At 71.0% G+C, this 23081-nt stretch carries 24 protein-coding genes; 16 read left to right on the top strand and 8 right to left on the bottom strand.

Annotation, left to right across the window (positions count from 1 at the left end):
* Window positions 1–4: 4 nt before the first annotated feature.
* Both tal and tkt read right to left on the bottom strand, forming a co-directional pair.
* The gene (gene tal, locus ACSMXR_RS06895) at window positions 5–1123 is read right to left on the bottom strand and encodes a transaldolase (RefSeq protein ID WP_137233826.1); all 1119 of its coding nucleotides are present in this window, start codon (window positions 1121–1123) and stop codon (window positions 5–7) included.
* A 34-nt stretch (window positions 1124–1157) separates the two neighbouring features.
* Window positions 1158–3260: a transketolase gene (gene tkt, locus ACSMXR_RS06890; RefSeq protein WP_364881179.1), complete on the bottom strand. Its 2103-nt coding sequence runs from the start codon at window positions 3258–3260 to the stop codon at window positions 1158–1160.
* A 285-nt stretch (window positions 3261–3545) separates the two neighbouring features.
* Between tkt and ACSMXR_RS06885 the strand changes: the two genes are divergently transcribed.
* The 3 genes from ACSMXR_RS06885 to ACSMXR_RS06875 all read left to right on the top strand — a co-directional run bounded on the left by ACSMXR_RS06885 (window position 3546) and on the right by ACSMXR_RS06875 (window position 6212).
* Window positions 3546–4499, top strand: a complete 954-nt coding sequence (locus ACSMXR_RS06885; RefSeq protein ID WP_170994640.1) for a heme o synthase — start codon at window positions 3546–3548, stop codon at window positions 4497–4499.
* Window positions 4500–4602: 103 nt separating this feature from the next.
* Window positions 4603–4980, top strand: a complete 378-nt coding sequence (locus tag ACSMXR_RS06880) for a hypothetical protein (protein WP_103508253.1) — start codon at window positions 4603–4605, stop codon at window positions 4978–4980.
* Between the two features lie 80 nt (window positions 4981–5060).
* Window positions 5061–6212, top strand: a complete 1152-nt coding sequence (locus ACSMXR_RS06875; RefSeq protein ID WP_473171432.1) for an amidohydrolase family protein — start codon at window positions 5061–5063, stop codon at window positions 6210–6212.
* 63 nt (window positions 6213–6275) lie between these two features.
* Here the strand turns inward: ACSMXR_RS06875 and ACSMXR_RS06870 are convergent, their stop codons facing one another.
* The 3 genes from ACSMXR_RS06870 to ACSMXR_RS06860 all read right to left on the bottom strand — a co-directional run bounded on the left by ACSMXR_RS06870 (window position 6276) and on the right by ACSMXR_RS06860 (window position 9046).
* Window positions 6276–7262, bottom strand: coding sequence for a COX15/CtaA family protein (locus tag ACSMXR_RS06870; RefSeq protein ID WP_473171431.1), 987 nt, complete (start codon window positions 7260–7262; stop codon window positions 6276–6278).
* A 78-nt stretch (window positions 7263–7340) separates the two neighbouring features.
* Entirely contained in the window at window positions 7341–8108 is a 768-nt protein-coding gene (locus ACSMXR_RS06865; protein WP_473171430.1) for an ABC transporter permease, read from the bottom strand.
* Window positions 8105–9046, bottom strand: coding sequence for an ABC transporter ATP-binding protein (locus ACSMXR_RS06860; RefSeq protein ID WP_137233831.1), 942 nt, complete (start codon window positions 9044–9046; stop codon window positions 8105–8107). The genes ACSMXR_RS06865 and ACSMXR_RS06860 overlap by 4 nt, the downstream gene beginning before the upstream one ends.
* A gap of 136 nt (window positions 9047–9182) precedes the next feature.
* Between ACSMXR_RS06860 and ACSMXR_RS06855 the strand changes: the two genes are divergently transcribed.
* The 8 genes from ACSMXR_RS06855 (at window position 9183) to ACSMXR_RS06820 (ending at window position 15780) form a co-directional block, all read left to right on the top strand.
* The gene (locus ACSMXR_RS06855; protein WP_137233832.1) at window positions 9183–9926 is read left to right on the top strand and encodes a helix-turn-helix transcriptional regulator; all 744 of its coding nucleotides are present in this window, start codon (window positions 9183–9185) and stop codon (window positions 9924–9926) included.
* The gene (gene sufB / locus ACSMXR_RS06850; protein WP_030078747.1) at window positions 9923–11344 is read left to right on the top strand and encodes a Fe-S cluster assembly protein SufB; all 1422 of its coding nucleotides are present in this window, start codon (window positions 9923–9925) and stop codon (window positions 11342–11344) included. The genes ACSMXR_RS06855 and sufB overlap by 4 nt, the downstream gene beginning before the upstream one ends.
* Before the next feature lie 99 nt (window positions 11345–11443).
* Window positions 11444–12625, top strand: a complete 1182-nt coding sequence (gene sufD / locus ACSMXR_RS06845; protein WP_137233833.1) for a Fe-S cluster assembly protein SufD — start codon at window positions 11444–11446, stop codon at window positions 12623–12625.
* Entirely contained in the window at window positions 12625–12942 is a 318-nt protein-coding gene (locus ACSMXR_RS06840) for a bifunctional 3-phenylpropionate/cinnamic acid dioxygenase ferredoxin subunit (RefSeq protein ID WP_003969893.1), read from the top strand. Before sufD ends, ACSMXR_RS06840 begins: the two co-directional genes overlap by 1 nt.
* Before the next feature lie 7 nt (window positions 12943–12949).
* Window positions 12950–13714, top strand: a complete 765-nt coding sequence (gene sufC / locus ACSMXR_RS06835; RefSeq protein WP_030627479.1) for a Fe-S cluster assembly ATPase SufC — start codon at window positions 12950–12952, stop codon at window positions 13712–13714.
* Window positions 13711–14979 carry a cysteine desulfurase gene (locus ACSMXR_RS06830; RefSeq protein ID WP_137233834.1) on the top strand — a complete coding sequence of 423 codons (1269 nt, stop codon included), beginning with the start codon at window positions 13711–13713 and terminating at the stop codon, window positions 14977–14979. Before sufC ends, ACSMXR_RS06830 begins: the two co-directional genes overlap by 4 nt.
* Window positions 14980–14989: 10 nt before the next feature.
* Window positions 14990–15445 (top strand): Fe-S cluster assembly sulfur transfer protein SufU, encoded by a 456-nt coding sequence (gene sufU, locus ACSMXR_RS06825; RefSeq protein ID WP_276609250.1) that lies wholly within the window; start codon window positions 14990–14992, stop codon window positions 15443–15445.
* Window positions 15442–15780 carry a metal-sulfur cluster assembly factor gene (locus tag ACSMXR_RS06820; RefSeq protein ID WP_007448467.1) on the top strand — a complete coding sequence of 113 codons (339 nt, stop codon included), beginning with the start codon at window positions 15442–15444 and terminating at the stop codon, window positions 15778–15780. The genes sufU and ACSMXR_RS06820 overlap by 4 nt, the downstream gene beginning before the upstream one ends.
* Window positions 15781–15862: 82 nt before the next feature.
* Here ACSMXR_RS06820 and ACSMXR_RS06815 read toward each other — a convergent pair whose 3' ends face one another.
* A complete protein-coding gene (locus ACSMXR_RS06815) occupies window positions 15863–16849 on the bottom strand; it encodes a DUF7847 domain-containing protein (RefSeq protein WP_381794567.1) in 987 nt (328 codons plus the stop codon).
* 286 nt (window positions 16850–17135) lie between these two features.
* Between ACSMXR_RS06815 and ACSMXR_RS06810 the strand changes: the two genes are divergently transcribed.
* A complete protein-coding gene (locus ACSMXR_RS06810) occupies window positions 17136–17462 on the top strand; it encodes a DMT family transporter (protein WP_137233836.1) in 327 nt (108 codons plus the stop codon).
* Window positions 17462–18043 (top strand): TetR/AcrR family transcriptional regulator, encoded by a 582-nt coding sequence (locus ACSMXR_RS06805; RefSeq protein WP_137233837.1) that lies wholly within the window; start codon window positions 17462–17464, stop codon window positions 18041–18043. The genes ACSMXR_RS06810 and ACSMXR_RS06805 overlap by 1 nt, the downstream gene beginning before the upstream one ends.
* Before the next feature lie 24 nt (window positions 18044–18067).
* Here ACSMXR_RS06805 and ACSMXR_RS06800 read toward each other — a convergent pair whose 3' ends face one another.
* On the bottom strand, window positions 18068–18946 hold the full coding sequence (locus ACSMXR_RS06800; protein ID WP_473171429.1) for a winged helix-turn-helix transcriptional regulator: 879 nt from the start codon (window positions 18944–18946) through the stop codon (window positions 18068–18070).
* A gap of 141 nt (window positions 18947–19087) precedes the next feature.
* Here ACSMXR_RS06800 and ACSMXR_RS06795 point away from each other — a divergent pair, with 141 nt between their 5' ends.
* The gene (locus tag ACSMXR_RS06795; protein ID WP_473171428.1) at window positions 19088–20332 is read left to right on the top strand and encodes an MFS transporter; all 1245 of its coding nucleotides are present in this window, start codon (window positions 19088–19090) and stop codon (window positions 20330–20332) included.
* Window positions 20333–20342: 10 nt separating this feature from the next.
* On the top strand, window positions 20343–21341 hold the full coding sequence (gene dapD / locus ACSMXR_RS06790) for a 2,3,4,5-tetrahydropyridine-2,6-dicarboxylate N-succinyltransferase (RefSeq protein ID WP_103508272.1): 999 nt from the start codon (window positions 20343–20345) through the stop codon (window positions 21339–21341).
* A gap of 14 nt (window positions 21342–21355) precedes the next feature.
* On the opposite strand, the gene ACSMXR_RS06785 is transcribed toward dapD, so the two are convergent.
* Window positions 21356–22237 carry a 4-hydroxy-tetrahydrodipicolinate synthase family protein gene (locus tag ACSMXR_RS06785; RefSeq protein ID WP_473171427.1) on the bottom strand — a complete coding sequence of 294 codons (882 nt, stop codon included), beginning with the start codon at window positions 22235–22237 and terminating at the stop codon, window positions 21356–21358.
* 166 nt (window positions 22238–22403) lie between these two features.
* On the opposite strand from ACSMXR_RS06785, the gene ACSMXR_RS06780 reads away from it, so the two are divergent.
* The gene (locus ACSMXR_RS06780) at window positions 22404–23078 is read left to right on the top strand and encodes a DUF4232 domain-containing protein (RefSeq protein ID WP_218527938.1); all 675 of its coding nucleotides are present in this window, start codon (window positions 22404–22406) and stop codon (window positions 23076–23078) included.
* Window positions 23079–23081: the final 3 nt, after the last annotated feature.

Here is a 23081-nt window from a genome sequence, read left to right as displayed (position 1 = left end):
GTGGTCAGCCCTCCGAGGGGGCGAGGCGCGAAAGCTCCGCCTCGGTCGACTTGAGCAGGTCGTTCCAGGACGCCTCGAACTTCTCGACGCCCTCGTCCTCCAGCACCTGCACGACGTCGTCGTACGAGATGCCGAGCTTCTTGATCGCGTCGAGGTCGGCGCGCGCCTGGTCGTAGCCGCCGGAGACGGTGTCACCGGTGATCTCGCCATGGTCGGCCACCGCGTCCAGCGTCGCCTCCGGCATGGTGTTCACCGTGTTCGGCGCCACCAGCTCGTCGACGTACAGCGTGTCCTTCAGCGCCGGGTCCTTGACGCCGGTGGAGGCCCACAGCGGACGCTGCTTGTTGGCCTGCGCCTTGTCCAGGGCCGCCCAGCGGTCGGAGGAGAAGACCTCCTCGTACGCCTCGTAGGCCAGCCGCGCGTTGGCCAGCGCGGACTTGCCCTTGGCCGCCTTCGCCTCGTCCGAGCCGATGGCGTCCAGACGCTTGTCGATCTCGGTGTCCACCCGGGACACGAAGAACGAGGCCACCGAGTGGATCTTGGAGAGGTCCAGGCCCGCGGCCTTCGCCTTCTCCAGGCCCGCCAGGTAGGCGTCCATGACCGCGCGGTAGCGCTCCAGCGAGAAGATCAGCGTCACATTGACGCTGATGCCCCGGCCGATCGTCTCGGTGATCGCCGGCAGACCGGCCTTGGTCGCCGGGATCTTGATGAGCGTGTTCGGCCGGTCCACCAGCCAGGCCAGCTGCTTGGCCTCGGCGGTGGTGGCGGTGGTGTTGTGCGCCAGACGCGGGTCCACCTCGATGGAGACCCGGCCGTCCTGGCCGCCGGTGGCGTCGAAGACCGGGCGCAGGATGTCGGCGGCGTCGCGGACGTCCGCCGTCGTGATCATGCGGAGCGCTTCCTCGACGGTGACCTTGCGGGCGGCGAGGTCGGTGAGCTGCTGCTCGTAACCGTCGCCGGAGGAGATCGCCTTCTGGAAGATCGACGGGTTGGTGGTGACGCCGACGACATGGCTCTGGTCGATCAGCTCGGCCAGATTGCCGGACGTGATCCGCTTGCGCGACAGGTCGTCGAGCCAGATCGCCACGCCCTCGTCGGAGAGGCGCTTGAGTGCGTCTGTCATGAGTTGCATCTCCTACTAGTCGTATATACCGGCGTCAGCGCGTGGCGGCGGCGAGAGATTCCCGCGCGGCGGCGGCCACGTTCTCGGCGGTGAAGCCGAACTCGCGGAACAGCACCTTCGCGTCCGCCGAGGCCCCGAAGTGCTCCAGCGAGATGATCCGGCCGGCGTCGCCCACGTACCGGTACCAGGTCAGGCCGATGCCCGCCTCGACGGCGACGCGCGCCTTGACCGACGGCGGCAGCACGCTGTCCTTGTACGCCTGGTCCTGCTCCTCGAACCACTCGACCGACGGCATCGAGACCACCCGGGTCGGCACCCCGGCCGCCTGGAGCTGCTCGCGCGCCTCGACGGCGACATGGACCTCGGAACCGGTCGCGATGAGCAGCACCTGCGGCTCTGTGCTCTGCCCGGAGGGCCTCTCGGCCTCGAACAGGACGTAACCGCCCTTGGCCGCGTCCTCGTTCGCCTCGTACGTCGGCACGCCCTGCCGGGTCAGCGCCAGACCGTGCGGGGCGCCCTTGCCGAACACCTTGGTGTAGCGGCGCAGGATCTCGCGCCAGGCGATGGCGGTCTCGTTGGCGTCGGCCGGGCGCACGATGTTCAGGCCCGGGATGGCGCGCAGCGCGGCCAGGTGCTCGACCGGCTGGTGCGTCGGACCGTCCTCGCCGAGGCCGATCGAGTCGTGCGTCCACACGTACGTCACCGGCAGGTGCATCAGCGCGGAGAGCCGCACCGCGTTGCGCATGTAGTCGGAGAACACCAGGAAGGTGCCGCCGTAGATGCGGGTGTTGCCGTGCAGCGCGATGCCGTTCATGGCGGCGGCCATCGCGTGCTCACGGATGCCGAAGTGGATCGTCCGGCCGTACGGGTCGGCCTCCGGCAGCGGGTTGCCCGCCGGGAGGAACGACGACGTCTTGTCGATCGTCGTGTTGTTCGAGCCCGCGAGGTCGGCGGAGCCGCCCCACAGCTCGGGCACGATCTCGCCGAGCGCCTGGAGCACCTTGCCGGACGCGGCACGCGTGGCCAGGCCCTTGCCGGGCTCGAAGACCGGGAGCTTCTCCTCCCAGCCCTCGGGCAGCTCGCCCGCGGCGATCCGGTCGAAGGAGGCGGCGCGCTCCGGGTTGGCCGTGCGCCACGCGGCGAACGACTTGTCCCACTCGGCGCGGGCCTCGCGGCCGCGGTCCAGGGCCTGGCGGGTGTGGCCGATGACCTCGTCGGAGACCTCGAAGGTCTGCTCCGGGTCGAAGCCGAGGACCCGCTTGGTCGCCGCGACCTCGTCGTCGCCGAGCGCCGAGCCGTGCGCGGCCTCGGTGTTCTGGGCGTTCGGGGCGGGCCAGGCGATGATCGAGCGGGCCGCGATGAACGACGGACGCTCGGTCTCGGCCTTGGCCGCCTGCAGCGCCGCGTACAGACCCGCCGGGTCCAGGTCGCCGCTGGGCAGCTGGTCGACACGCTGGACGTGCCAGCCGTACGCCTCGTACCGCTTGATGGTGTCCTCGGAGACCGCGGTCTCCGTGTCGCCCTCGATCGAGATGTGGTTGTCGTCCCAGAGTAGGACCAGGTTGCCCAGCTTCTGGTGTCCGGCCAGCGAGGACGCCTCGGCCGAGATCCCCTCCTGGAGGCAGCCGTCACCCGCGACGACCCACACCATGTGGTCGAACGGGGAGGTGCCGGGGGCCGCCTCGGGGTCGAACAGGCCGCGCTCGTAGCGGGCGGCCATCGCCATGCCCACCGCGTTGGCGACACCCTGGCCCAGCGGGCCGGTGGTCGTCTCGACGCCGGTGGTGTGGCCGTACTCCGGGTGGCCCGGGGTCTTCGAGCCCCAGGTGCGGAAGGCCTTGAGGTCGTCCAGCTCCAGGCCGTATCCGGCGAGGTAGAGCTGGATGTAGAGGGTCAGGCTGGAGTGGCCGGCGGAGAGGACGAACCGGTCGCGGCCGGTCCACTCGGCGTCCGCGGGGTCGTGCCGCATCACCTTCTGGAAGAGGGTGTACGCGGCAGGCGCGAGGCTCATGGCCGTGCCCGGGTGGCCGTTTCCGACTTTCTGTACGGCGTCCGCGGCGAGAACACGGGCGGTGTCCACGGCCCGCTGGTCCACATCGGTCCACTGGAGGTCTGTGGTGGTCGGCTTGATGCTCACCCTGAGTCAGGGCTCCTCTCCACTGTTGTAAACCGGTGACTGTTACCGCACCGGGCGCTGTCGAGCCTACCCCCGTTGCCGGACACGCTTTCCGTGCACTTTCCAGGGTGTGGGCGACCGGTGGAGTTTGCCTCCCGACGGAACGTCCATCCGGCGAACAGTCACCCTCAACACGACCCCACCCCCGCGAAGGACGGTGTATCCGCAACGTCTACAGTGGTCGGGTTCGCGCAAGTCTTCACCGGGCCTCCTCGCCCGGAGCTTGCTGGGATTTCTCTGTCAGGGGTGTGCGTGACGGCCGTCGAGTCCCGACCCGCAGGGGTCGCCTTGACTCCCAGCCCAGGGGGCCATCGCCCGTTCGGGGCCCGTGTCAAGGCATTCGTGGCGCTTACCAAGCCACGGATCATCGAGCTGTTGCTCATCACCACCGTTCCGGTGATGTTCCTCGCCGCCCAGGGCGTACCCGACCTGTGGCTCGTTCTCACGACCACCATCGGCGGATATCTCTCCGCGGGCGGTGCCAACGCGCTCAACATGTACATCGACCGTGACATCGACGCGCTGATGGACCGTACGTCCCAGCGCCCGCTGGTCACGGGCATGGTCAGCCCCCGCGAGTGCCTGGCCTTCGGCATCGGCCTCGCGGTGTTCTCCACGCTCTGGTTCGGACTGCTGGTCAACTGGCTCTCGGCCGCCCTGGCGCTCGGCGCGCTGCTCTTCTACGTCGTCGTCTACACGATGCTGCTGAAGCGCCGCACCTCCCAGAACATCGTCTGGGGCGGCATCGCGGGCTGCATGCCGGTCCTCATCGGCTGGTCGGCCGTGACGAACACGGTCTCCTGGGCCGCCGTCATCCTCTTCGCCGTCATCTTCTTCTGGACGCCGCCGCACTACTGGCCGCTGTCGATGAAGGTCAAGGACGACTACGCCCGGGTCGGCGTCCCGATGCTCCCGGTCGTCGCCACCAACCGGGTGGTCGCCAGGCAGATCGTCCTCTACAGCTGGGTGATGGTCGCGGTCTCCCTGATGCTCACCCCGCTCGGTTACACGGGCTGGTTCTACACCGCGGTGGCGCTGCTGTCCGGCGGCGCCTGGCTCTGGGAGGCGCACGGCCTGCAGAACCGGGCCAAGGCCGGGGTGACCGGGGCCAAGCTCAAGGAGATGCGGCTGTTCCACTGGTCCATCACCTATGTCTCGCTCCTCTTCCTCGCCGTCGCGGTGGACCCCTTCCTCCGCTGACAGTCCCTGACCACCCCGCTTCCGGCGTACGGGCGGGTCGCGTGGCACAAGCCACGTGACCCGCCCGTCGCCAGTTCATCTACCCGTCGGTAGCATCCTGTTCATGGCAGAGACGGCAGCAGACGCAGCAGAGACCGGGCAGACCTCGCGCACGGACGCCTGGAAGGCGGCGCGCGCGGAGCGCAGGGCGACGAAGCTCGCCCACCAGATCGGCGCCTTCGCCAAGGAACACGGCGGAGCGGAGGGGCAGCTCGCCTACATCGGCGAGGCCGGCGCCCGCATCGTCCTGGTCGGCCAGGACGGCGCCTGGGGCGACCTGGTGGCCCCGACCTACGCGGTGGCCGAGAGCGCGGCCACGAAGTCCGGCATCACGATGCACGAGGAGTTCGACGGCGAGTTCGCCCTCAAGGTCCGCACCGGCCCGTACGAATGGTCCCGGATGGCCGGGATCCAGGTCGGCGGCCCGTCCAACGACCGCTGAGGCTTCCGCCCCGGACGGTGTCCCGCCCGGGGGCTCACCCGTTAGGCCGTGCATACGCACGCCGTCCCAGGGAGCCCCGGATGACCGACCCCGTGCCCGTGGCCGACCTGGTCGACCAGAACTGCCACGGCGTCCTGCGCACCGAGCTGGGCCTCGGCACCTTCGAGGCCCAGCTCACCGCCGCCGACGGCGCCCCGCCCGCCCCCGGCACCACCTTCTTCGACACCCAGACCGGCTTCGCGGTGCGCCGCTGGTGCCCGCCGCCGCTCGGCCTCGAAGCGCACTGCCCGCCCGCCCACTACCTGGCCCGCCGCCGGGATCTGGGCGTCGCCGAGACCTCCCGCCGCCTGCTGCGCGCCTCCGGGGTCTCCGCCCACCTCGTCGACACCGGACCGGCCGGCGACCTCACGGGACCGGCCGAGCTGGCCTCGGCGGCCGGCTCCCAGGGCCGGGAGATCGTCCGGCTGGAAGTCCTCGCCGAACAGGTCGCCGACACCTCCGGCACCGTCGACGCCTTCCTCGTCAACCTGGGCGAGGCCGTGCACACCGCCGCCTCCTCGGCCGTCGCGTTCACCTCCGACGGCACCGGCGGCCCCTTCAACGCCCCCTGCGCCGCCCCTTTCGCCGCCCCCGAGCCGCCGGGCCCGGTCCGGGTGCGGGCGGCGGCCGGTCGGTGGCTGGCCGGGCGGGAGGCGGAGCGCCGGGACGCCCGCCGGGGCGCGGGGGACCGGGACCGCCGCCCGGTGTCCGTCGAGCCGGAGCTGCTGGACCATCTGCGCTGGTCCGCGGTGGCGTGCGGGCTGCCGCTCCAACTGCGCCTGGGCACCGCGGATCCGGCCCGCCTCGCGGACTTCGCCGCCGCGACCGAGGGGCACGGCTGCGATCTGGTGCTCCTGCACGGTTACCCGTACCACCGGCAGACCGCGGCGCTGGCCGGGCGGCACCCGCATGTCTACGCGGACCTCGGGGCCGTGGCGGCGCGGACCGGGGCGCGGGCGGCCGGCGTGCTCGCGGAGATCATGGAGCTGGCGCCGTTCGGCAAACTGCTGTTCTCCAGCGGGGCGCGGGCGCTGCCGGAGCTGCATCTGGTGGGCGCGCGGCAGTTCCGCGAGGCGCTCGGGCGGGTGCTGGGCGACTGGGTCGCGGACGGCGCCTGGACCCGTGAGGACGCGGCCCGGGTCGCCACGATGATCGGGTCGGGCAACGCGCGCCGGGTGTACGGGCTGGAGTGAGCAGCGGTGAGGGGCGGCGGCCCCCCGGCCCGCCGCCCCTCACCCGCCGTACGTGTGTCTGTTTCAGACGGCCGTCGCCGGCGCCGTCTGAGGCTGCTCGGCGGACGGGCCGGGCAGCGGGGCGGGCGCGTCGTCGCCGCGCTCGCGCATGCTCAGGACGAGCCTGACCACGGCGATCAACAGGATGGCCGAGCCGAACATGTGGACGCCGACCAGGATCTCGGGGACGTCGCTGAAGTACTGCACGTACCCGATCGCGCCCTGGGCGAGCAGGACGAGCAGCAGGTCACGGGCGCGGGCCCGGGTGTCGGCGGGCGCGTCGACCACCCGCAGGGCCAGCCACATCGCGATGGCCAGGGCGCAGACCACCCAGGCGGCGATGGCGTGGACATGGGCGGCGGCCGACCAGTCCCACGGCATGCGCGGTACGTCGCTGCTGTCGCCGGCGTGCTTGCCGGAACCGGTCACCGAGGTGCCCAGCGCGATCAGCACCACCGTCGTCGCCACGATCGCCCAGGCCAGCCGACGCACCGGCAGCGGGGCCCGGGGCCGCGGCGGGCCGTCGCTCTCGCCGATCCGCACCCAGGTGATCACGGCGACCGCGAGGAGCACGTTGGCCAGCAGGAAGTGTCCGGCCACCGTCCACGGGTTGAGGCCCGCCCAGACCGTGATCCCGCCGAGCACGGCGTTGCCCAGCACGATCCAGAACTGCAGCCAGGCCAGCCGGGTCACCTTGCGGCGGCGCGGCTTCATCGAACTGACGGCGATGATCGCCCAGCCCACCGCGGCCGACAGCACATAGGTCAGCATCCGGTTGCCGAACTCGATCGCGCCGTGCAGCCCCTGCTCGGGCGTCGCGAACAGGCTGTCGTCGGTGCACTTGGGCCAGGTGTCGCAGCCGAGGCCCGAACCGGTGAGCCGGACGGCTCCGCCGGTGATGATGATGAAGACGCTCATCAGGACGGCGGAGAGCGCGGCGCGCTTCACCACCTTGGTGGACGGCGTCCAGCGCTTGGCGATGAGGGAGATGGGGGTTTCCACGCGGACCATCGTAGGACGGGGCTTGTGCGCGTTTTCACGAGGGGGTGTTCGTGGCGGCTTGCCCGGGAAGATCCCAGCCGCCGCGTGCTACTCCCAGCGGAAGAACTTCGCCGCCGCGCCGAGCCCCAGCACCGCCCACACCGCGAGGATCCCGGCCTGGGCCCACGGCATCGACGCACCGTGCTGGAGGACGTCCCGCAGCCCCTCGGAGAGCGCCGAGACGGGCAGCAGCCCCAGCACCGACTGCACCGCGTCCGGGAACTTGTCCAGCGGCACGATGACCCCGCCGCCGACCAGCAGCAGCAGGAAGACCAGGTTGGCGGCGGCGAGTGTCGCCTCCGCCTTCAGCGTCCCGGCCATCAGCAGCCCGAGCCCGGAGAACGCGGCGGTGCCGAGGACGAGCAGCAGCAGTACGGCGAGCGGATTGCCGTGCGGCGACCAGCCGAGCGCGAAGGCGATGACCGTCAGCAGCACGATCTGGAGCACCTCGGTGACCAGCACCGACAGTGTCTTCGCGGTCATCAGCGCCCAGCGGGGCAGCGGGGAGGCGCCGAGCCGCTTGAGGACCCCGTAACGGCGTTCGAAGCCGGTGGCGATGGCCTGGCCGGTGAAGGCCGTGGACATCACGGCGAGCGCCAGGACGCCCGGGGCCAGGAAGTCGACCGACGCGCCCGAGCCGGTGTCCACGATGTCGACCGCGCTGAACAGCACCAGCAGCAGCGTCGGGATGATCACCGTCAGCAGCAGTTGCTCGCCGTTGCGCAGCAGCATCCGGGTCTCCAGCGCGGTCTGCGCGGCGATCATCCGGGGGAGCGGGGCGGCGCCGGGGCGCGGGGTGTACGTACCGGCGCTCATGCGCGCAGCTCCTTGCCGGTCAGTTGCTTGCCGGTCAGTTCGAGGAAGACGTCCTCCAGGGTGTGCCGCTCCACCGAGATGCCCTCGGGCATCACGCCGTGCTGGGCGCACCAGGAGGTCACGGTGGCCAGCAGCTGCGGGTCGATGGCCCCGGTGATCCGGTACGTTCCCGGCAGCGGCTCGGCGGCCTCGGAGCCGTCGGGCAGCGCCTTGACGAGGGAGCCGAGGTCCAGCCCGGTGCGGCCGGTGAAGCGCAGGGTGTTCTCCGCGCCGCCCCGGCAGAGCTGTTCCGGGCTGCCCTGGGCGATGACCCGGCCCGCGTCGATGATCGCGACGTCGTCGGCGAGGGTCTCGGCCTCGTCCATGAAGTGGGTGGTGAGCACGACGGACACCCCGTCGGCGCGCAGCTCGCGCACCAGGTCCCAGGTGGAGCGGCGGGCCTGCGGGTCGAGCCCGGCGGTCGGCTCGTCCAGGAAGACCAGCTCGGGCCGGCCGACGACCGCCATGGCCAGCGAGAGGCGCTGCTGCTGGCCGCCGGAGAGCCGCCGGTAGGTGGTGCGGCCGCAGTCGCCGAGGCCGAGGCGCTCGATCAGGGCGTCCACGTCGAGCGGGTGGGCGTGCAGCCTGGCCATGTGGCGGAGCATCTCGTCGGCGCGGGCGCCGGAGTAGACGCCGCCGGACTGGAGCATCACCCCGATCCGCGGGCGCAGCCGCTCCGCGTCGGCGACCGGGTCGAGCCCGAGGACCCGTACGGTGCCCGCGTCGGGGCGGCGGTAGCCCTCGCAGGTCTCGATCGTGGTGGTCTTCCCGGCGCCGTTCGGGCCGAGCACGGCCGTCACCGCGCCCGATGCCACGACCAGATCGAGGCCGTTCACCGCGGTCTTCGTGCCGTACCGCTTCACCAGGCCCTTGACCTGTACGACGGGCTCGTTCTCCATGGCGCGTAAGTCTAGGCAGGGTCCCGGAGAGGGCGGCTCCCGGGGCCAGATTAGGTAACCCTAAGTGACGAACCACACCGTTGATCGTTCCGGACCGTGGTTGTCAGAGTCGAATGAATTACGCAACAATGGTGTTGTGAAATACGACGGACGGGCTCCTCAGGAGGAACTCGCGACCGGTGAGCGCTCGACGCGCAACCGGGTCGCGCGCTCCATCCTGGACCACGGCCCCTCCACCGCGGCGGACCTCGCCAAGCGCGTTGGCCTCACCCAGGCCGCCGTCCGCCGCCATCTGGACGCCCTCGTCTCCGACGATGTCGTCGAAGCCCGCGAACAGCGGGTCTACGGCGCGCGGACCCGCGGCAGGCCCGCCAAGGTGTTCGCCTTGACGGACTGCGGCCGGGACGCCTTCGACCAGTCCTACGACAAGCTGGCCGCCGACGCCCTGCGCTTCATCGCCGAGTCCGGGGGCGACGAGGCGGTCCTCGCCTTCGCCCGCGCCCGGATGGCCGCGATGGGCGAGGCGTATCGCGCCGCGGTCGAGGCCGCGGAGCCCGAAGGCCGCACCGAGGCCCTCGCCAAGGCGCTGTCGGCCGACGGGTACGCTGCTATGGCGCGAAGCGCGCCGGGCCCGCAGCAGGGCGAGCAGCTGTGCCAGCACCACTGCCCGGTGGCGCATGTCGCCGAGCAGTTCCCACAGCTGTGCGAGGCGGAGACGGAATTCTTCTCCAGCCTCCTCGGGACCCATGTGCAGCGTCTGGCCACCCTCGCCCACGGCGACGGTGTGTGCACGACGTACGTGCCACGCAGTGGCCACGCCGCACCCCCACAGACCACTCATTCAGCATCTGCAAGCACGGCCGGGAGGAACCCCGCATGACGCTCCCCACGGAGACTGCCCACCCTGAGCTCGAGGGTCTGGGTACGTACGAATTCGGCTGGGCCGACTCCGACGCGGCAGGCGCGGCGGCGAAGCGCGGTCTGTCCGAGGCTGTCGTCCGCGACATCTCGGAGAAGAAGAACGAGCCCGAGTGGATGCTGAAGCTGCGGCTCAAGGGCCTCAGGCTCTTCGACAAGAAGCCCATGCCGAACTGGGGCTCCGACCTGTCGGGCATCGACTTCGACAACATCAAGTACTTCGTGCGGTCCACGGAGAAGCAGGCGGCCTCCTGGGAGGACCTACCCGAGGACATCAAGAACACGTACGACAAGCTCGGCATCCCCGAGGCGGAGAAGCAGCGCCTCGTCGCCGGTGTCGCCGCGCAGTACGAGTCCGAGGTCGTCTACCACCAGATCCGCGAGGACCTGGAGGAGCAGGGCGTCATCTTCCTGGACACCGACACCGCGCTGAAGGAGCACCCGGAGCTCTTCAAGGAGTACTTCGGCACCGTCATCCCCGTCGGTGACAACAAGTTCGCCTCGCTGAACACGGCCGTGTGGTCCGGCGGCTCGTTCATCTACGTGCCCAAGGGCGTCCACGTGGACATCCCGCTCCAGGCCTACTTCCGTATCAACACGGAGAACATGGGCCAGTTCGAGCGGACGCTGATCATCGTCGACGAGGACGCCTACGTCCACTACGTCGAGGGCTGCACCGCCCCGATCTACTCCTCGGACTCGCTGCACAGCGCCGTGGTCGAGATCATCGTGAAGAAGGGCGGCCGCTGCCGCTACACGACCATCCAGAACTGGTCGAACAACGTCTACAACCTGGTCACCAAGCGGGCCGTGGCCTACGAGGGCGCGACCATGGAGTGGGTCGACGGCAACATCGGCTCCAAGGTCACCATGAAGTACCCGGCGGTCTACCTGATGGGCGAGCACGCCAAGGGCGAGACCCTGTCCATCGCCTTCGCGGGCGAGGGCCAGCACCAGGACGCCGGCGCCAAGATGGTCCACATGGCGCCGAACACCTCCTCCAACATCGTCTCCAAGTCGGTGGCGCGAGGCGGCGGCCGTACGTCCTACCGCGGACTGATCGAGATCGGCGAGGGCGCGCCGGGCGCGAAGTCCAACGTCCTCTGCGACGCTCTGCTCGTCGACACGATCTCCCGCTCGGACACCTACCCCTACGTCGACGTCCGCGAGGACGACGTGTCGATGGGCCACGAGGCGACCGTCTCCAAGGTCTCCGAGGACCAGCTCTTCTACCTCATGAGCCGCGGACTCACCGAGTTCGAGGCCATGGCGATGATCGTGCGCGGCTTCGTCGAGCCGATCGCCAAGGAGCTGCCCATGGAGTACGCCCTGGAGCTCAACCGGCTGATCGAGCTGCAGATGGAGGGTTCGGTCGGCTAGGTCCTTCCCCGAGGACCACCGGGACGGCCGTTCGCGGCCGTCCCCGCCCCACCGAATCCCCCGAGTTCTTGACTTAAGAAAGCGAGCACTACGACAGCCATGGCTGAGGCTCAGAACACTCCGGCGGGATCCACCACCGCCGGCTCCATCGCGGTGGCCGCCGAGTCGACCGTCGCCACCCGCATGAGCGCACCCCCGTCCTTCGACGTCGCGGACTTCCCCGTCCCGCACGGCCGTGAGGAGGAGTGGCGCTTCACACCGCTGGAGCGGCTGCGCGGGCTGCACGACGGCACCGCGGTCGCGAACGGCGGCGGCGTGAAGGTCGCCATCGAGGCGCCCGAGGGCGTCACGGTCGAGACCGTCGGCCGCGACGACTCCCGGCTCGGCAAGGCCGGCACCCCGGTGGACCGGGTCGCCGCCCAGGCGTACAGCTCCTTCGAGCAGGCCTCGGTCGTCACGGTCGCGAAGGAAGCCGTGCTCACCGAGCCGATCCGGATCGCCGTGCACGGCGAGGGCGGTGTCGCCTACGGCCACCAGCTCATCGAGCTGGGCGCCTTCGCCGAGGCCGTCGTCGTCATCGACCACACCGGTGACGCGGTGCTCGCCGCCAACGTCGACTACGTCCTGGGCGACGGCGCCAAGCTGACCGTCGTCTCCGTCCAGGACTGGGACGACACGGCCGTCCACGTCGGCCAGCACAACGCGCTGGTCGGCCGGGACGCCTCCTTCAAGTCGATTGTCGTCACCTTCGGCGGCGACGTCGTGCGCCTGCACCCCCGGGTGGCGTACGCGGCCACCGGCGGCGAGGCCGAGCTCTTCGGGCTGTACTTCACCGACAAGGGCCAGCACCAGGAGCACCGCCTCCTGGTCGACCACAACACCCCGCACTGCAAGTCCAACGCGGTGTACAAGGGCGCCCTCCAGGGCGACGGCGCGCACGCCGTCTGGATCGGCGACGTCCTCATCCAGGCCGCGGCCGAGGGCACCGACACCTACGAGATGAACCGGAACCTCGTCCTCACCGACGGCGCCCGGGTCGACTCCGTGCCCAACCTGGAGATCGAGACCGGCGAGATCGTCGGCGCCGGACACGCCTCGGCGACCGGCCGCTTCGACGACGAGCAGCTCTTCTACCTCCAGTCCCGCGGTATCCCGGCCGAGGAGGCCCGCCGTCTGGTCGTGCGCGGCTTCTTCGCCGAGCTGGTCCAGCAGATCGGCCTGCCGGACGTCGAAGCGCGGCTCATCGAGAAGATCGAGACCGAGCTGAAGGCGTCCGTCTGATGTCCTTCGTCAAAGCCTGTGCGCTGAGTGAGCTGGAGGACGACACCCCCAAGCGGGTGGAGCTCGACGGCACACCGGTCTCCGTCGTCCGTACCGAGGGCGAGGTGTTCGCGATCAACGACATCTGCTCGCACGCGAACGTCTCCCTCTCGGAGGGCGAGGTGGAGGACTGCGCGATCGAGTGCTGGCTGCACGGATCGTCGTTCGACCTCCGCACCGGCAAGCCGTCCGGCCTTCCCGCGACGCGCCCCGTCCCCGTATACCCCGTAAAGATCGAAGGGGACGATGTGCTCGTCTCCGTCACCCAGGAGTCCTGAGTCACCCATGGCAACGCTTGAAATCCGCGACCTGCACGTCACCGTCGAGGCCGACAACGCCACGAAGGAGATCCTCAAGGGCGTCGACCTGACCGTGAAGCAGGGCGAGACCCACGCCATCATGGGCCCCAACGGGTCCGGCAAGTCCACCCTCGCGTACTCGCTGGCGGGTCACCCCAAGTACACGATCACCGGTGGCACGGTCACCCTGGACGGCGAGGACGTCCTGGAGATGTCCGTCGACGAGCGGGCCCGCGCCGGCCTGTTCCTCGCCATGCAGTACCCGGTCGAGATCCCCGGTGTCTCGGTCTCCAACTTCCTGCGCACCTCCGCCACCGCGATCCGCGGCGAGGCCCCCAAGCTGCGTACGTGGGTCAAGGAGGTCAAGGAGACGATGGCCGAGCTCCAGATGGACCCGTCCTTCGCCGAGCGCAACGTCAACGAGGGCTTCTCCGGCGGTGAGAAGAAGCGCCACGAGATCCTTCAGCTGGAGCTCCTCAAGCCGAAGATCGCCGTCCTGGACGAGACCGACTCCGGCCTGGACGTCGACGCGCTCAAGACCGTCTCCGAGGGTGTCAACCGGGTCCGCGAGACCGGCGAGGTCGGCACCCTGCTGATCACGCACTACACCCGCATCCTGAAGTACATCAAGCCCGACTTCGTGCACGTCTTCGCCAACGGCCGCATCGCCGCGTCCGGCGGCGCCGAGCTGGCCGACCAGCTGGAGAACGAGGGCTACGAGGCCTACACGAAGGGTGGCGCTTCCGCGTGACTGACGCCCGACAGGGGCTCACCGGCCTCCTCGACACCGAGGCGATCCGCAAGGACTTCCCGATCCTGGACCGCACGGTCCACGACGGCAAGAAGATCGTTTACCTGGACTCCGCGGCGACCTCGCAGAAGCCGCGTCAGGTCCTCGACGCGCTCAACGAGTACTACGAGCGGCACAACGCGAACGTGCACCGCGGCGTCTACACGATCGCCGAGGAGGCCACCGCGCTGTACGAGGGCGCCCGCGACAAGGTCGCCGCCTTCATCAACGCACCCAGCCGCGACGAGGTGATCTTCACGAAGAACGCCTCGGAGTCGCTGAACCTCGTGGCGAACATGCTCGGCTGGGCGGACGAGCCCTATCGGGTGGACCGCGACACCGAGATCGTCACCACGGAGATGGAGCACCACTCCAACATCGTGCCGTGGCAGCTGCTCTCGCAGCGCACCGGCGCGAAGCTGAAGTGGTTCGGCATCACCGACGACGGCCGCCTCGACCTGTCGAACATCGACGAGATCATCACCGAGAAGACGAAGATCGTCTCCTTCACGCTGGTCTCCAACATCCTCGGCACCGTCAACCCGGTCGAGCAGATCATCCGCCGCGCTCAGCAGGTCGGCGCGCTGGTCTGCATCGACGCCTCGCAGGCGGCCCCGCACATGGTGCTCGACGTGCAGGCGCTCCAGGCCGACTTCGTGGCCTTCACCGGTCACAAGATGGTCGGTCCGACGGGCATCGGCGTGCTGTGGGGACGGCAGGAGCTCCTGGAGGACCTGCCTCCGTTCCTCGGCGGCGGCGAGATGATCGAGACCGTGTCGATGCACTCGTCGACGTACGCCCCGGCGCCGCACAAGTTCGAGGCCGGTACGCCCCCGATCGCCCAGGCCGTCGGCCTCGGCGCGGCCGTGGACTACCTCTCCTCGATCGGCATGGAGAAGATCCACCAGCACGAGAAGGCGATCACCGAGTACGCGGTGAAGCGCCTCCTGGAGGTCCCGGACCTGCGGATCATCGGTCCGGCGACGGCCGAGGACCGCGGCGCCACGATCTCCTTCACGCTCGGCGACATCCACCCGCACGACGTGGGTCAGGTCCTCGACGAGATGGGCATCTGCGTCCGGGTCGGCCACCACTGCGCGCGTCCGGTCTGCCTGCGGTACGGAATTCCCGCGACGACGCGAGCGTCGTTCTATCTGTACTCCACGCCCGCCGAGGTCGACGCCCTGGTGGACGGCCTGGAGCACGTCCGGAACTTCTTCGGCTGAGGGCTGACTGGTGAAGCTGGAATCCATGTACCAGGAAGTGATCCTGGACCACTACAAGCACCCCCACGGGCGCGGCCTGCGGGACGGCGACGCCGAGGTGCACCACGTCAATCCGACGTGCGGTGACGAGATCACGCTCCGGGTGAAGTACGACGGCGAGACCATCGCCGACGTGAGCTACGAGGGCCAGGGCTGCTCCATCAGCCAGGCCTCCGCCTCCGTGCTGAACGATCTGCTCGTCGGCAAGGAGCTGTCCCAGGCGCAGAAGATCCAGGACACCTTCCTGGAGCTGATGCAGTCCAAGGGCCAGCTGGAGCCGGACGACGCGATGGAGGAGGTGCTGGAGGACGCGGTCGCGTTCGCCGGCGTCTCCAAGTACCCCGCCCGGGTCAAGTGCGCGCTGCTGAGCTGGATGGCGTGGAAGGACGCGACGGCCAAGGCGCTGTCCGAAGGGAAGACCGCATGAGCGACAACGAGACCGTGACCATGAAGCCGGCCTCCGAGGAGGAGGTCCGCGAGGCGCTCTACGACGTCGTCGACCCCGAGCTGGGCATCGACGTCGTCAACCTGGGCCTGATCTACGGCATCCACGTCGACGACGCCAACATCGCCACCCTCGACATGACCCTGACGTCCGCGGCCTGCCCGCTGACCGATGTCATCGAGGACCAGGCGAAGTCCGCCACGGACGGCATCGTCAACGAGCTCCGGATCAACTGGGTCTGGATGCCGCCGTGGGGCCCGGACAAGATCACCGACGACGGGCGCGAGCAGCTGCGCGCGCTGGGGTTCAACGTCTGATCCCGCGATTCCGAGCACGAAGCGAATGGCCGTGCCCACCGGAAATCTCCGGTGGGCACGGCCATTCGCCGTTCCCGGTCGCTCAGGCGTGGGCGGGCGGCGGACCGTACTGCTCGGGCAGCACCGATCCCGCCGCCTGGGCCAGCACCGGGCCCAGGTTCTCCGTGCGCATCCGGCGGTCGACGTACAGCAGGCCGACGACCAGCGGCGGGAAGATCGCCGTGAACAGCTGGGCGATCATCTGGCTGACGAACGACAGCACGATCAGCCCGCCGAACACGGCGATGAGCTGTCCGCCGCTCGGGTCGGCGTCGATGTCCGCGGGGTCGAACAGGCCCGGAAGCATGCCGGCCATCTGGAACGGCATCTGGATCATGTAGCCGATCATGGACGCCATCGCGTAGGCGAGCAGGCCGACGCCGAAGACCCGCCACCAGCTGTCGCGTACCAGCTGGGCCGAGCGGCGCAGGGCCGCGACCGGGCGCTGGTTCTCGAAGACCACGACCGTGGGGGCCAGGGAGAACCGCACCCAGAGCCAGATCGCCACCGGGGCGACGAGCAGCGTGCCGATGATGCCGAACCACATCAGCGGCAGGATGCCGTCCTCGTCGCCCAGCGAGACGATGTAGATCATCAGCCCGGCGAAGGCGGTCATGAAGAGCACCATCGGGATGACGGCGATCAGCCCGGTCAGGAACACCGTGCCGATGATCGACCAGACCCGTGACCACGAGCGGCGCCAGACGGCGCCGAAGCGGATCGGGCGGCCCAGGACGGCCTCCTGGAGCACCACCGGCACCGCCGCCTGCACCACGGCCGAAGCCAGCAGGTAGACGATCATGCCGATGATCATCAGTACGCCGAACGCGACGCCCAGCGGGACCAGTTCCGACGCGTCCGGAGCGTCGGGGGAGCCGGCCGTCAGCTCGTCCCAGTGCGAGGCGACGGCGGATCCGGCCACCACCAGCGCGACGATCATCACGAGCGTCGCCGCGCCGAAGAGCGCCAGCGCCATGCCGATCAGCGGCTTCCAGTACCGCCCGAGCGTCGAGAAGGCACCGCTGAGCATGTCCGAGATCCTCAGCGGCGCCAGGGGTATCACCCCCGGCTTGGGCGGTGCGGCCCATCCGCTGTGCCAGCCACCGGCCGGTCCCGGCGCGCCTCCGTCGAAGGGTCCCCCACCGTGAGGCGCGCCCCCGTACGGGCCACCGCCCCACCCTGCGTCCTGCGCCACTGCGTCTCCGTCGTGTCGTCGGCCCGTCGCCGGGCCGTGTTGTCGGTCGGCACACCGTAGCGCCCCTGGCGTGGGCCGATGATATGTACGGCCGTACGCAACGTTGGGTACAGTCGTACACATGGGATACGCATACGGACTGCTGGCCGCCGCCATCGCGGCGGAGGTGGCCGGGACGACGGCCATGAAGTACAGCGAGGGCTTCACCCGGCTCTGGCCCTCGCTCGGCACCGTGGTGGGCTACCTCATCGCCTTCACCCTGCTCGCCCAGACCCTCAAGACCCTCTCCGTGGGCACCGCGTACGCCATCTGGGCCGGCGTCGGCACCGCGGCCGTGGCCCTCATCGGGATCCTGTTCCTGGGGGAGTCCAGCAACCTGGTCAAGATCGCGGGCATCGCGCTGATCGTGGCCGGGGTCGTCGTCCTCAATCTGGGCGGGGCCCACTGATGGCCCGGCGGTACGACCCCGAGCGGCGCACCCGGATCATCGACGCGGCGCTGCGCGTGATCGCGGCCGACGGCATGGCCGGGCTCAGCCATCGCACCGTGGCCGCCGAGGCCGATGTGCCGCTCGGCTCGACCACGTACCACTTCGCCTCCCTCGACGAACTCCTGGTCGCCGCCCTGCGCCGGTGCAACGAGAACTTCGTCCAGGCCCTGCGCGGCAGCGAGGTGCTGGCCGCGCCGGGGTCCATACCCCCGGGGCCCGCCGGCCTCGCGGAGGAGCTGGCCCGGCTGCTGGAGAGGTGGTTCGCGGGCGAGCGCGGGGCGATCGAGCTGGAGTACGAGCTCTACCTCGCGGCCCTGCGCCGCCCCGCGCTGCGCCCCGTCGCCGCCGAGTGGACCGAGGAGGCCGTCGAGCTGCTGTCCCGCCGCACCGACCCGCGGACCGCGCGGGCCCTCGTCGCGCTGATGGACGGCGTCTGCCTCCAGGTCCTGCTGACCGGCGGCACGTTCGACGTGTCCGGCACCCGCGAGATGCTGGCCCGGATCGTCGACGGCGGCGTCCGGGCCGAGGGCAGCGCCTGAAGCGGCCTCCCGAGGACGCCCCGCTCACTCCGCCGGGCGGCGGACCGCTTCCAGGGCCTCGTGCACGCTCGCCCCGATGTCCGTGATCGGGTACAGCACCTCGCGGATCGTCCGCTCCCGGTCCACCACCAGCGTCAGCCGCTTGAGCCTGCTCACGCCCGCCGCCCGGAACGTCGGCAGCCGCAGCGCCGCCGTCAGCGCCAGGTCCGCGTCCGAGAGCAGCGGGAAGCGCAGCCCCTCCTTCTCCGCGAACGCGCGCTGCTCGTCCGGGCGTTGCGCGGACACCCCGTGCACGGTCGCGCCCGCCGCCGTGAACTCGGCCAGCTGGTCGCGGTAGGTGCACGATTCGAGGGTGCAGCCGCTCGCCCCCGGGATCCCCGCCCAGCCCGGCGGATAGGCGTCGCGGGTGGCGTAGGCGCTCGGAAAGCAGTACAGGACGGTGTACGGGGTGTCGGCGACCGGGTCGAGGAGCCGGCCGTCGTTCCCCGGCAGCAGCAGCTCCGGCAGCCGTGTCCCCTTCAGCGCCCGCACCCGGGCCGCCTCCCGTGAGGCCTCCGCCGTCGTCGCCATCGTCTCCCCTTCCCCCAGTACCCAGGTGTCGCCCCAGTCCTGGAGCGCGATCAGCACGGGCAGCAGCGCCCGGCCGCGCGGGGTGAGGCGGTACTCGTACCGGACCGGGCGGTCCTGGTACGGCTCCCGCGACAGCACCCCCGCGTCGACCAGCAGCCGCAGCCGCTCGGTCAGCACCTTGCGCGAGACGCCCAACTCCTGCTGGAGCGCGTCGAACCGGTGCACCCCGCGCGCGGTGTCCCGCACGATCAGCAGGGTCCACCAGTCGCCCACGACGTCGAGCGCCTGGGCGATCGAGCAGTCGGCGTCGGCCAGGCTGGTGCGCTGAGGCATGTCGTTCCTCCGGTTGTGGCCGCCGTCCGCCCCGCCCCGCCCGGGGTCCTTTTCGGTTGACCCCGATGCAATCATGCTGCCATAGTCCGTTCCCATAAGGAACTCACTGCGGGTGCGGGAGTCGTACGGAGGGGGCGGGGGATGGGCATGGTGCGCGGGGTGCCGAGGACGGTACGGCTGCTGGCGCTCGGGGCGTTCCTCAACGCCGTCGTCAGCTTCACCTTCGTCTATCTCTTCGTGTACCTCGTCGGGCCGCGCGGACTGACCGTCACCCAGGCCGGAGTGATCAGCGGCGTGGGCGGCATCGGCCTGGTCGCGGGGAACTTCACCGGCGGCTGGTTCGGCGACCGCGTCGGCCATCGCCGCGCCCTGCTGACCGGCGCCTGCGTCAGCGGCGCGGCGCTCGTCGTCCTGCCCACGCTGCCGGTCGCCGCCCTGTACGCGGTGCTTCCGGTCGCCCAGTACGCGGCCGGCGTCGTCCGGGCCGCCAACGCCGCCCTCGTCGCGGTCTCCGTGCCCGAGGGCGGAAGCCGCCGCCAGAGCTTCGCCCTCTTCCGCTTCGCCGCCAACGGCGGCTTCGCCGTCGGCCCGCCGCTCGGCGCCCTGGTCGCCACCCGGTTCTCGTACGACTGGCTCTTCGTCGCCGACGGCGTCGGCACCCTGCTCTTCGCCCTCTACGCCGCCCGGATCCTGCCCGCCCGCGGCAGCGTCCACTCCGCACCCGCCCACGACCCGGACGCCCCGGGCCTCCTGCGCGAACTGCGGGCCAGGCCCGCCGTCCTGGTGCTGCTCGCCGCGATCGTCGTGATCGACCTCGTCTACCGGCAGCAGTACTCGACCCTGCCCGTCTTCCTCGCCGACCACGGGCACTCCACCCAGCTCTACGGCTGGCTCCTCGCCGTCAACGGCGGCGTCATCCTCTGTCTCGAACTGCCCGCCGCCCACGCCCTGCGCCGGCGCGCCCCGCTCGGCCTCGTCGGCGTCGGGATGCTGCTCGTCGGGCTCGGCTACGCCGTCCTGATCCCCGGCGCGGGGGTGCTCCTCGCCGTCACCATGATGGTCTCGCTGACCCTCGGCGAGATCCTGTACAAGACCCCCGCCACCGCCTACGTCGCCGACCAGGCGCCCGGCCACGCCCAGGGCCGTTTCCAGAGCCTGTACGCCGGCGCCTCGATCAGCGGCCAGGTGATCGCCCCGCCGCTGGGCGCCGCCCTGTACGCCGCCGCTCCCGCCCTGCTCTGGCCGCTCTGTGCGCTGCTCGCGGCGGGCGCGGGAGCGGCGGTGCTGGCGGCGCGGCGGCTGCTCGGTCCGGGGGAGGGGGCGCGGGTGGCGGGGAAGGGGCCGCACGCTGAGACCGGTTCGCCCGAGCGGGCCCCGGCCGGTTAGGTTGCTGTTCATGACCGACACGACTTCCCAGGGCTCTGCCCGTACCACCGGCGCCGTCGCCGCCGGCCTCGCCACCGTCGCCGGTGACGGCACCGTCCTCGACACCTGGTTCCCCGCCCCCGAGCTGACCTCCGACCCCGGCCCGGCCGGTACGACGCGGCTCTCCCCGGACGAGGCCGTCAACCGGCTCGGCGAGGGCGCCGCCAAGGCGATCGGCGTGGACGCCCGGCGCGGCGTCGAGATCGTCGCCGTGTCCACGGTCATCTCCTCGCTCGACGACAAGCCGCTCGACGCGCACGACGTCTACCTGCGTCTGCACCTGCTCAGCCACACCCTGGTCAAGCCGCACGGGCTGAACCTGGACGGGCAGTTCGGCTTCCTGGCCAACGTCGCCTGGACCTCGCTCGGCCCGGTCGCCGTCGACGACCTGGAGCGGGTGCGCCTCAACGCCCGCGCCGAGGGCCTGCACCTCCAGGTCACCTCGGTCGACAAGTTCCCGCGCATGACGGACTACGTCGCCCCCAAGGGCGTACGCATCGCCGACGCCGACCGGGTCCGGCTCGGCGCGCACCTCGCCGCCGGGACCACCGTCATGCACGAGGGCTTCGTCAACTTCAACGCGGGCACGCTCGGCACCTCCATGGTCGAGGGCCGGATCTCCGCGGGCGTCGTCGTCGGCGACGGCTCCGACATCGGCGGCGGCGCCTCCACCATGGGCACCCTCTCCGGCGGCGGCAACGTCCGCATCGTCATCGGTGAGCGCTGCCTGATCGGCGCGGAGGCGGGCGTCGGCATCGCGCTCGGCGACGAGTGCGTCGTCGAGGCCGGTCTGTACGTCACCGCGGGCACCCGTGTCACGCTGCCGGACGGTCAGGTCGTCAAGGCCCGCGAGCTGTCCGGCGCCTCGAACATCCTCTTCCGCCGCAACTCGGTCACCGGCAGCGTCGAGGCCCGCCCGAACAACGCGGTGTGGGGCGGGCTGAACGAGGTCCTGCACGCCCACAACTGACCCGCTCGCCTTTTTCAGGCCGCGAGGAGTTCCTCGTACGCCTTCCGCAGCCCGTCGGCCGCCTCGCGCCCGGCGGGCTGCAGCGGTTCCCGGACCGGGCCGCCGTCCAGCAGGGCCTTCGCCGTGACGGTCCCGGGCAGCCCGCTCGCCATCATCAGCTCGACGAGCCGGGCCGTGAGCCCGTTCAGCCGGGCCGCCTCGTCGGCGCGGCCCGCGTCGAACGCGTCCAGCGGCGCCCGCACCTGGCGCGGGGCCACGTTGGCGACCGTACTGACGTAACCCGCGCCGCCCACCGCGTACAGCGGCAGATTCAGCTCCTCGCAGCCCGAGTAGTACGCCAGTGAGGTGCGGGCCAGCACCTTCGTCGCGCCGAGCAGATCGTAGGAGCAGTCCTTCACCGCGACGATCCGCGGGTGCTCCGCCAGCCGCAGCAGGGTCTCCGGCTCGATCCGGACGCCGGTGCGGCCGGGGATGTCGTACAGCATCAGCGGCAGACCGGTGGACTCCGCGACCCGCAGGAAGTACGCCTCGACGGCGGCCTGCGGCGGCCGGCTGTAGTACGGCGGCACCACCAACAGCCCGTCCGCGCCCGCCTCCTCGGCCTCCCGCGCCAGGCGCAGGGTGTGCGCGGTGTCCGGGCTCCCGATACCGGAGAGCAGCGGCACCCCGTCGCCGACCTCCGCCCGGACGGCCCGCAGCAGTGCGGACTTCTCGGCGTCCGTCGTGGTGGGCGACTCGCCCGTGGTGCCGCTGAGGACGATCCCGTCGCAGCCCTCGGCCACCAGGCGCGCGGCGTGCGCACGGGCGGTGTCCGGGGCCAGGGCGCCGGTGGCGGTGAAGGGCGTGATCATGGCGCAGAGTGCGCGGCCGAAGGGGCGCGGTGCGGTGGCGGTCATGCCCGAAGTGTCGGCTCCTGGAACCTCGTAGGTCCACTTAGATCTTCTTGGGGTGACCGGCAAGGAACACTGAAGAGTTTCCGGTGACGGGCGACGGCGTCTGACATGATCGAACGCACGGACGACAGGCCCGCGGTGCCGGGCCGCGTGGTGAGGGGTGGGGGACATGGGTGTGCGCGTACGGGTACGGAGACGGGCCTCGGCCGTCCTGCTGGCGGCCACGCTGACGGCGCTGACCGGCTGCTCCGGCTTCCTGGTCCCGGCCGGCGAGGGCGAGGAGCCGGACCCCGCGCCGACCGTCTCCGCCTCCCGGCCCGGCCTCGTCCACGCCGAGACACTGCCCCCGACCCCCACACCGGGGGCCGACGCGCCCGGCTACGGCGCTCCCGCGCAGACCGGCCCGACCTCCGCCCCGCCGGGCAAGTGCCCCGCCTCCGGAGTCGTGGTGGACATGGGCCCGGTGGAGACCGGAATGATGCACCGGGCCGTCGTGCTCACCCTCACCAACTGCGGCCGCAAGCCCTACGCCGTCGACGGCTACCCCTGGGTCCGGGCGCTCGGCGAGGACGGCCGGCCCCTGCCCGTCAAGGTCAACGAGGACGGCTCGTACTTCGGCGGCGACCCCGGCCCGAAGAAACTGCTGCTGGACCCCGGCCTCACCGTGAAGTCGATCCTGGCCTGGGTCTCCACCCCCGAGGGCGGCGACCTCATCGAGGGCGACGCCCTGGCGATCTCCGCCGCCCCCGGCCTCCCGGTGCGGGTCTTCCCGCTGGAGGGCCATGACATCCGGCTGATGGACGAACTCAACACCACGGCCTGGCGCACCGAACTCGGCGGCTGAGCG

Source organism: Streptomyces sp. DSM 106670 (assembly GCF_055792845.1).
This window is presented reverse-complemented; position numbering and strand designations above follow the sequence as displayed.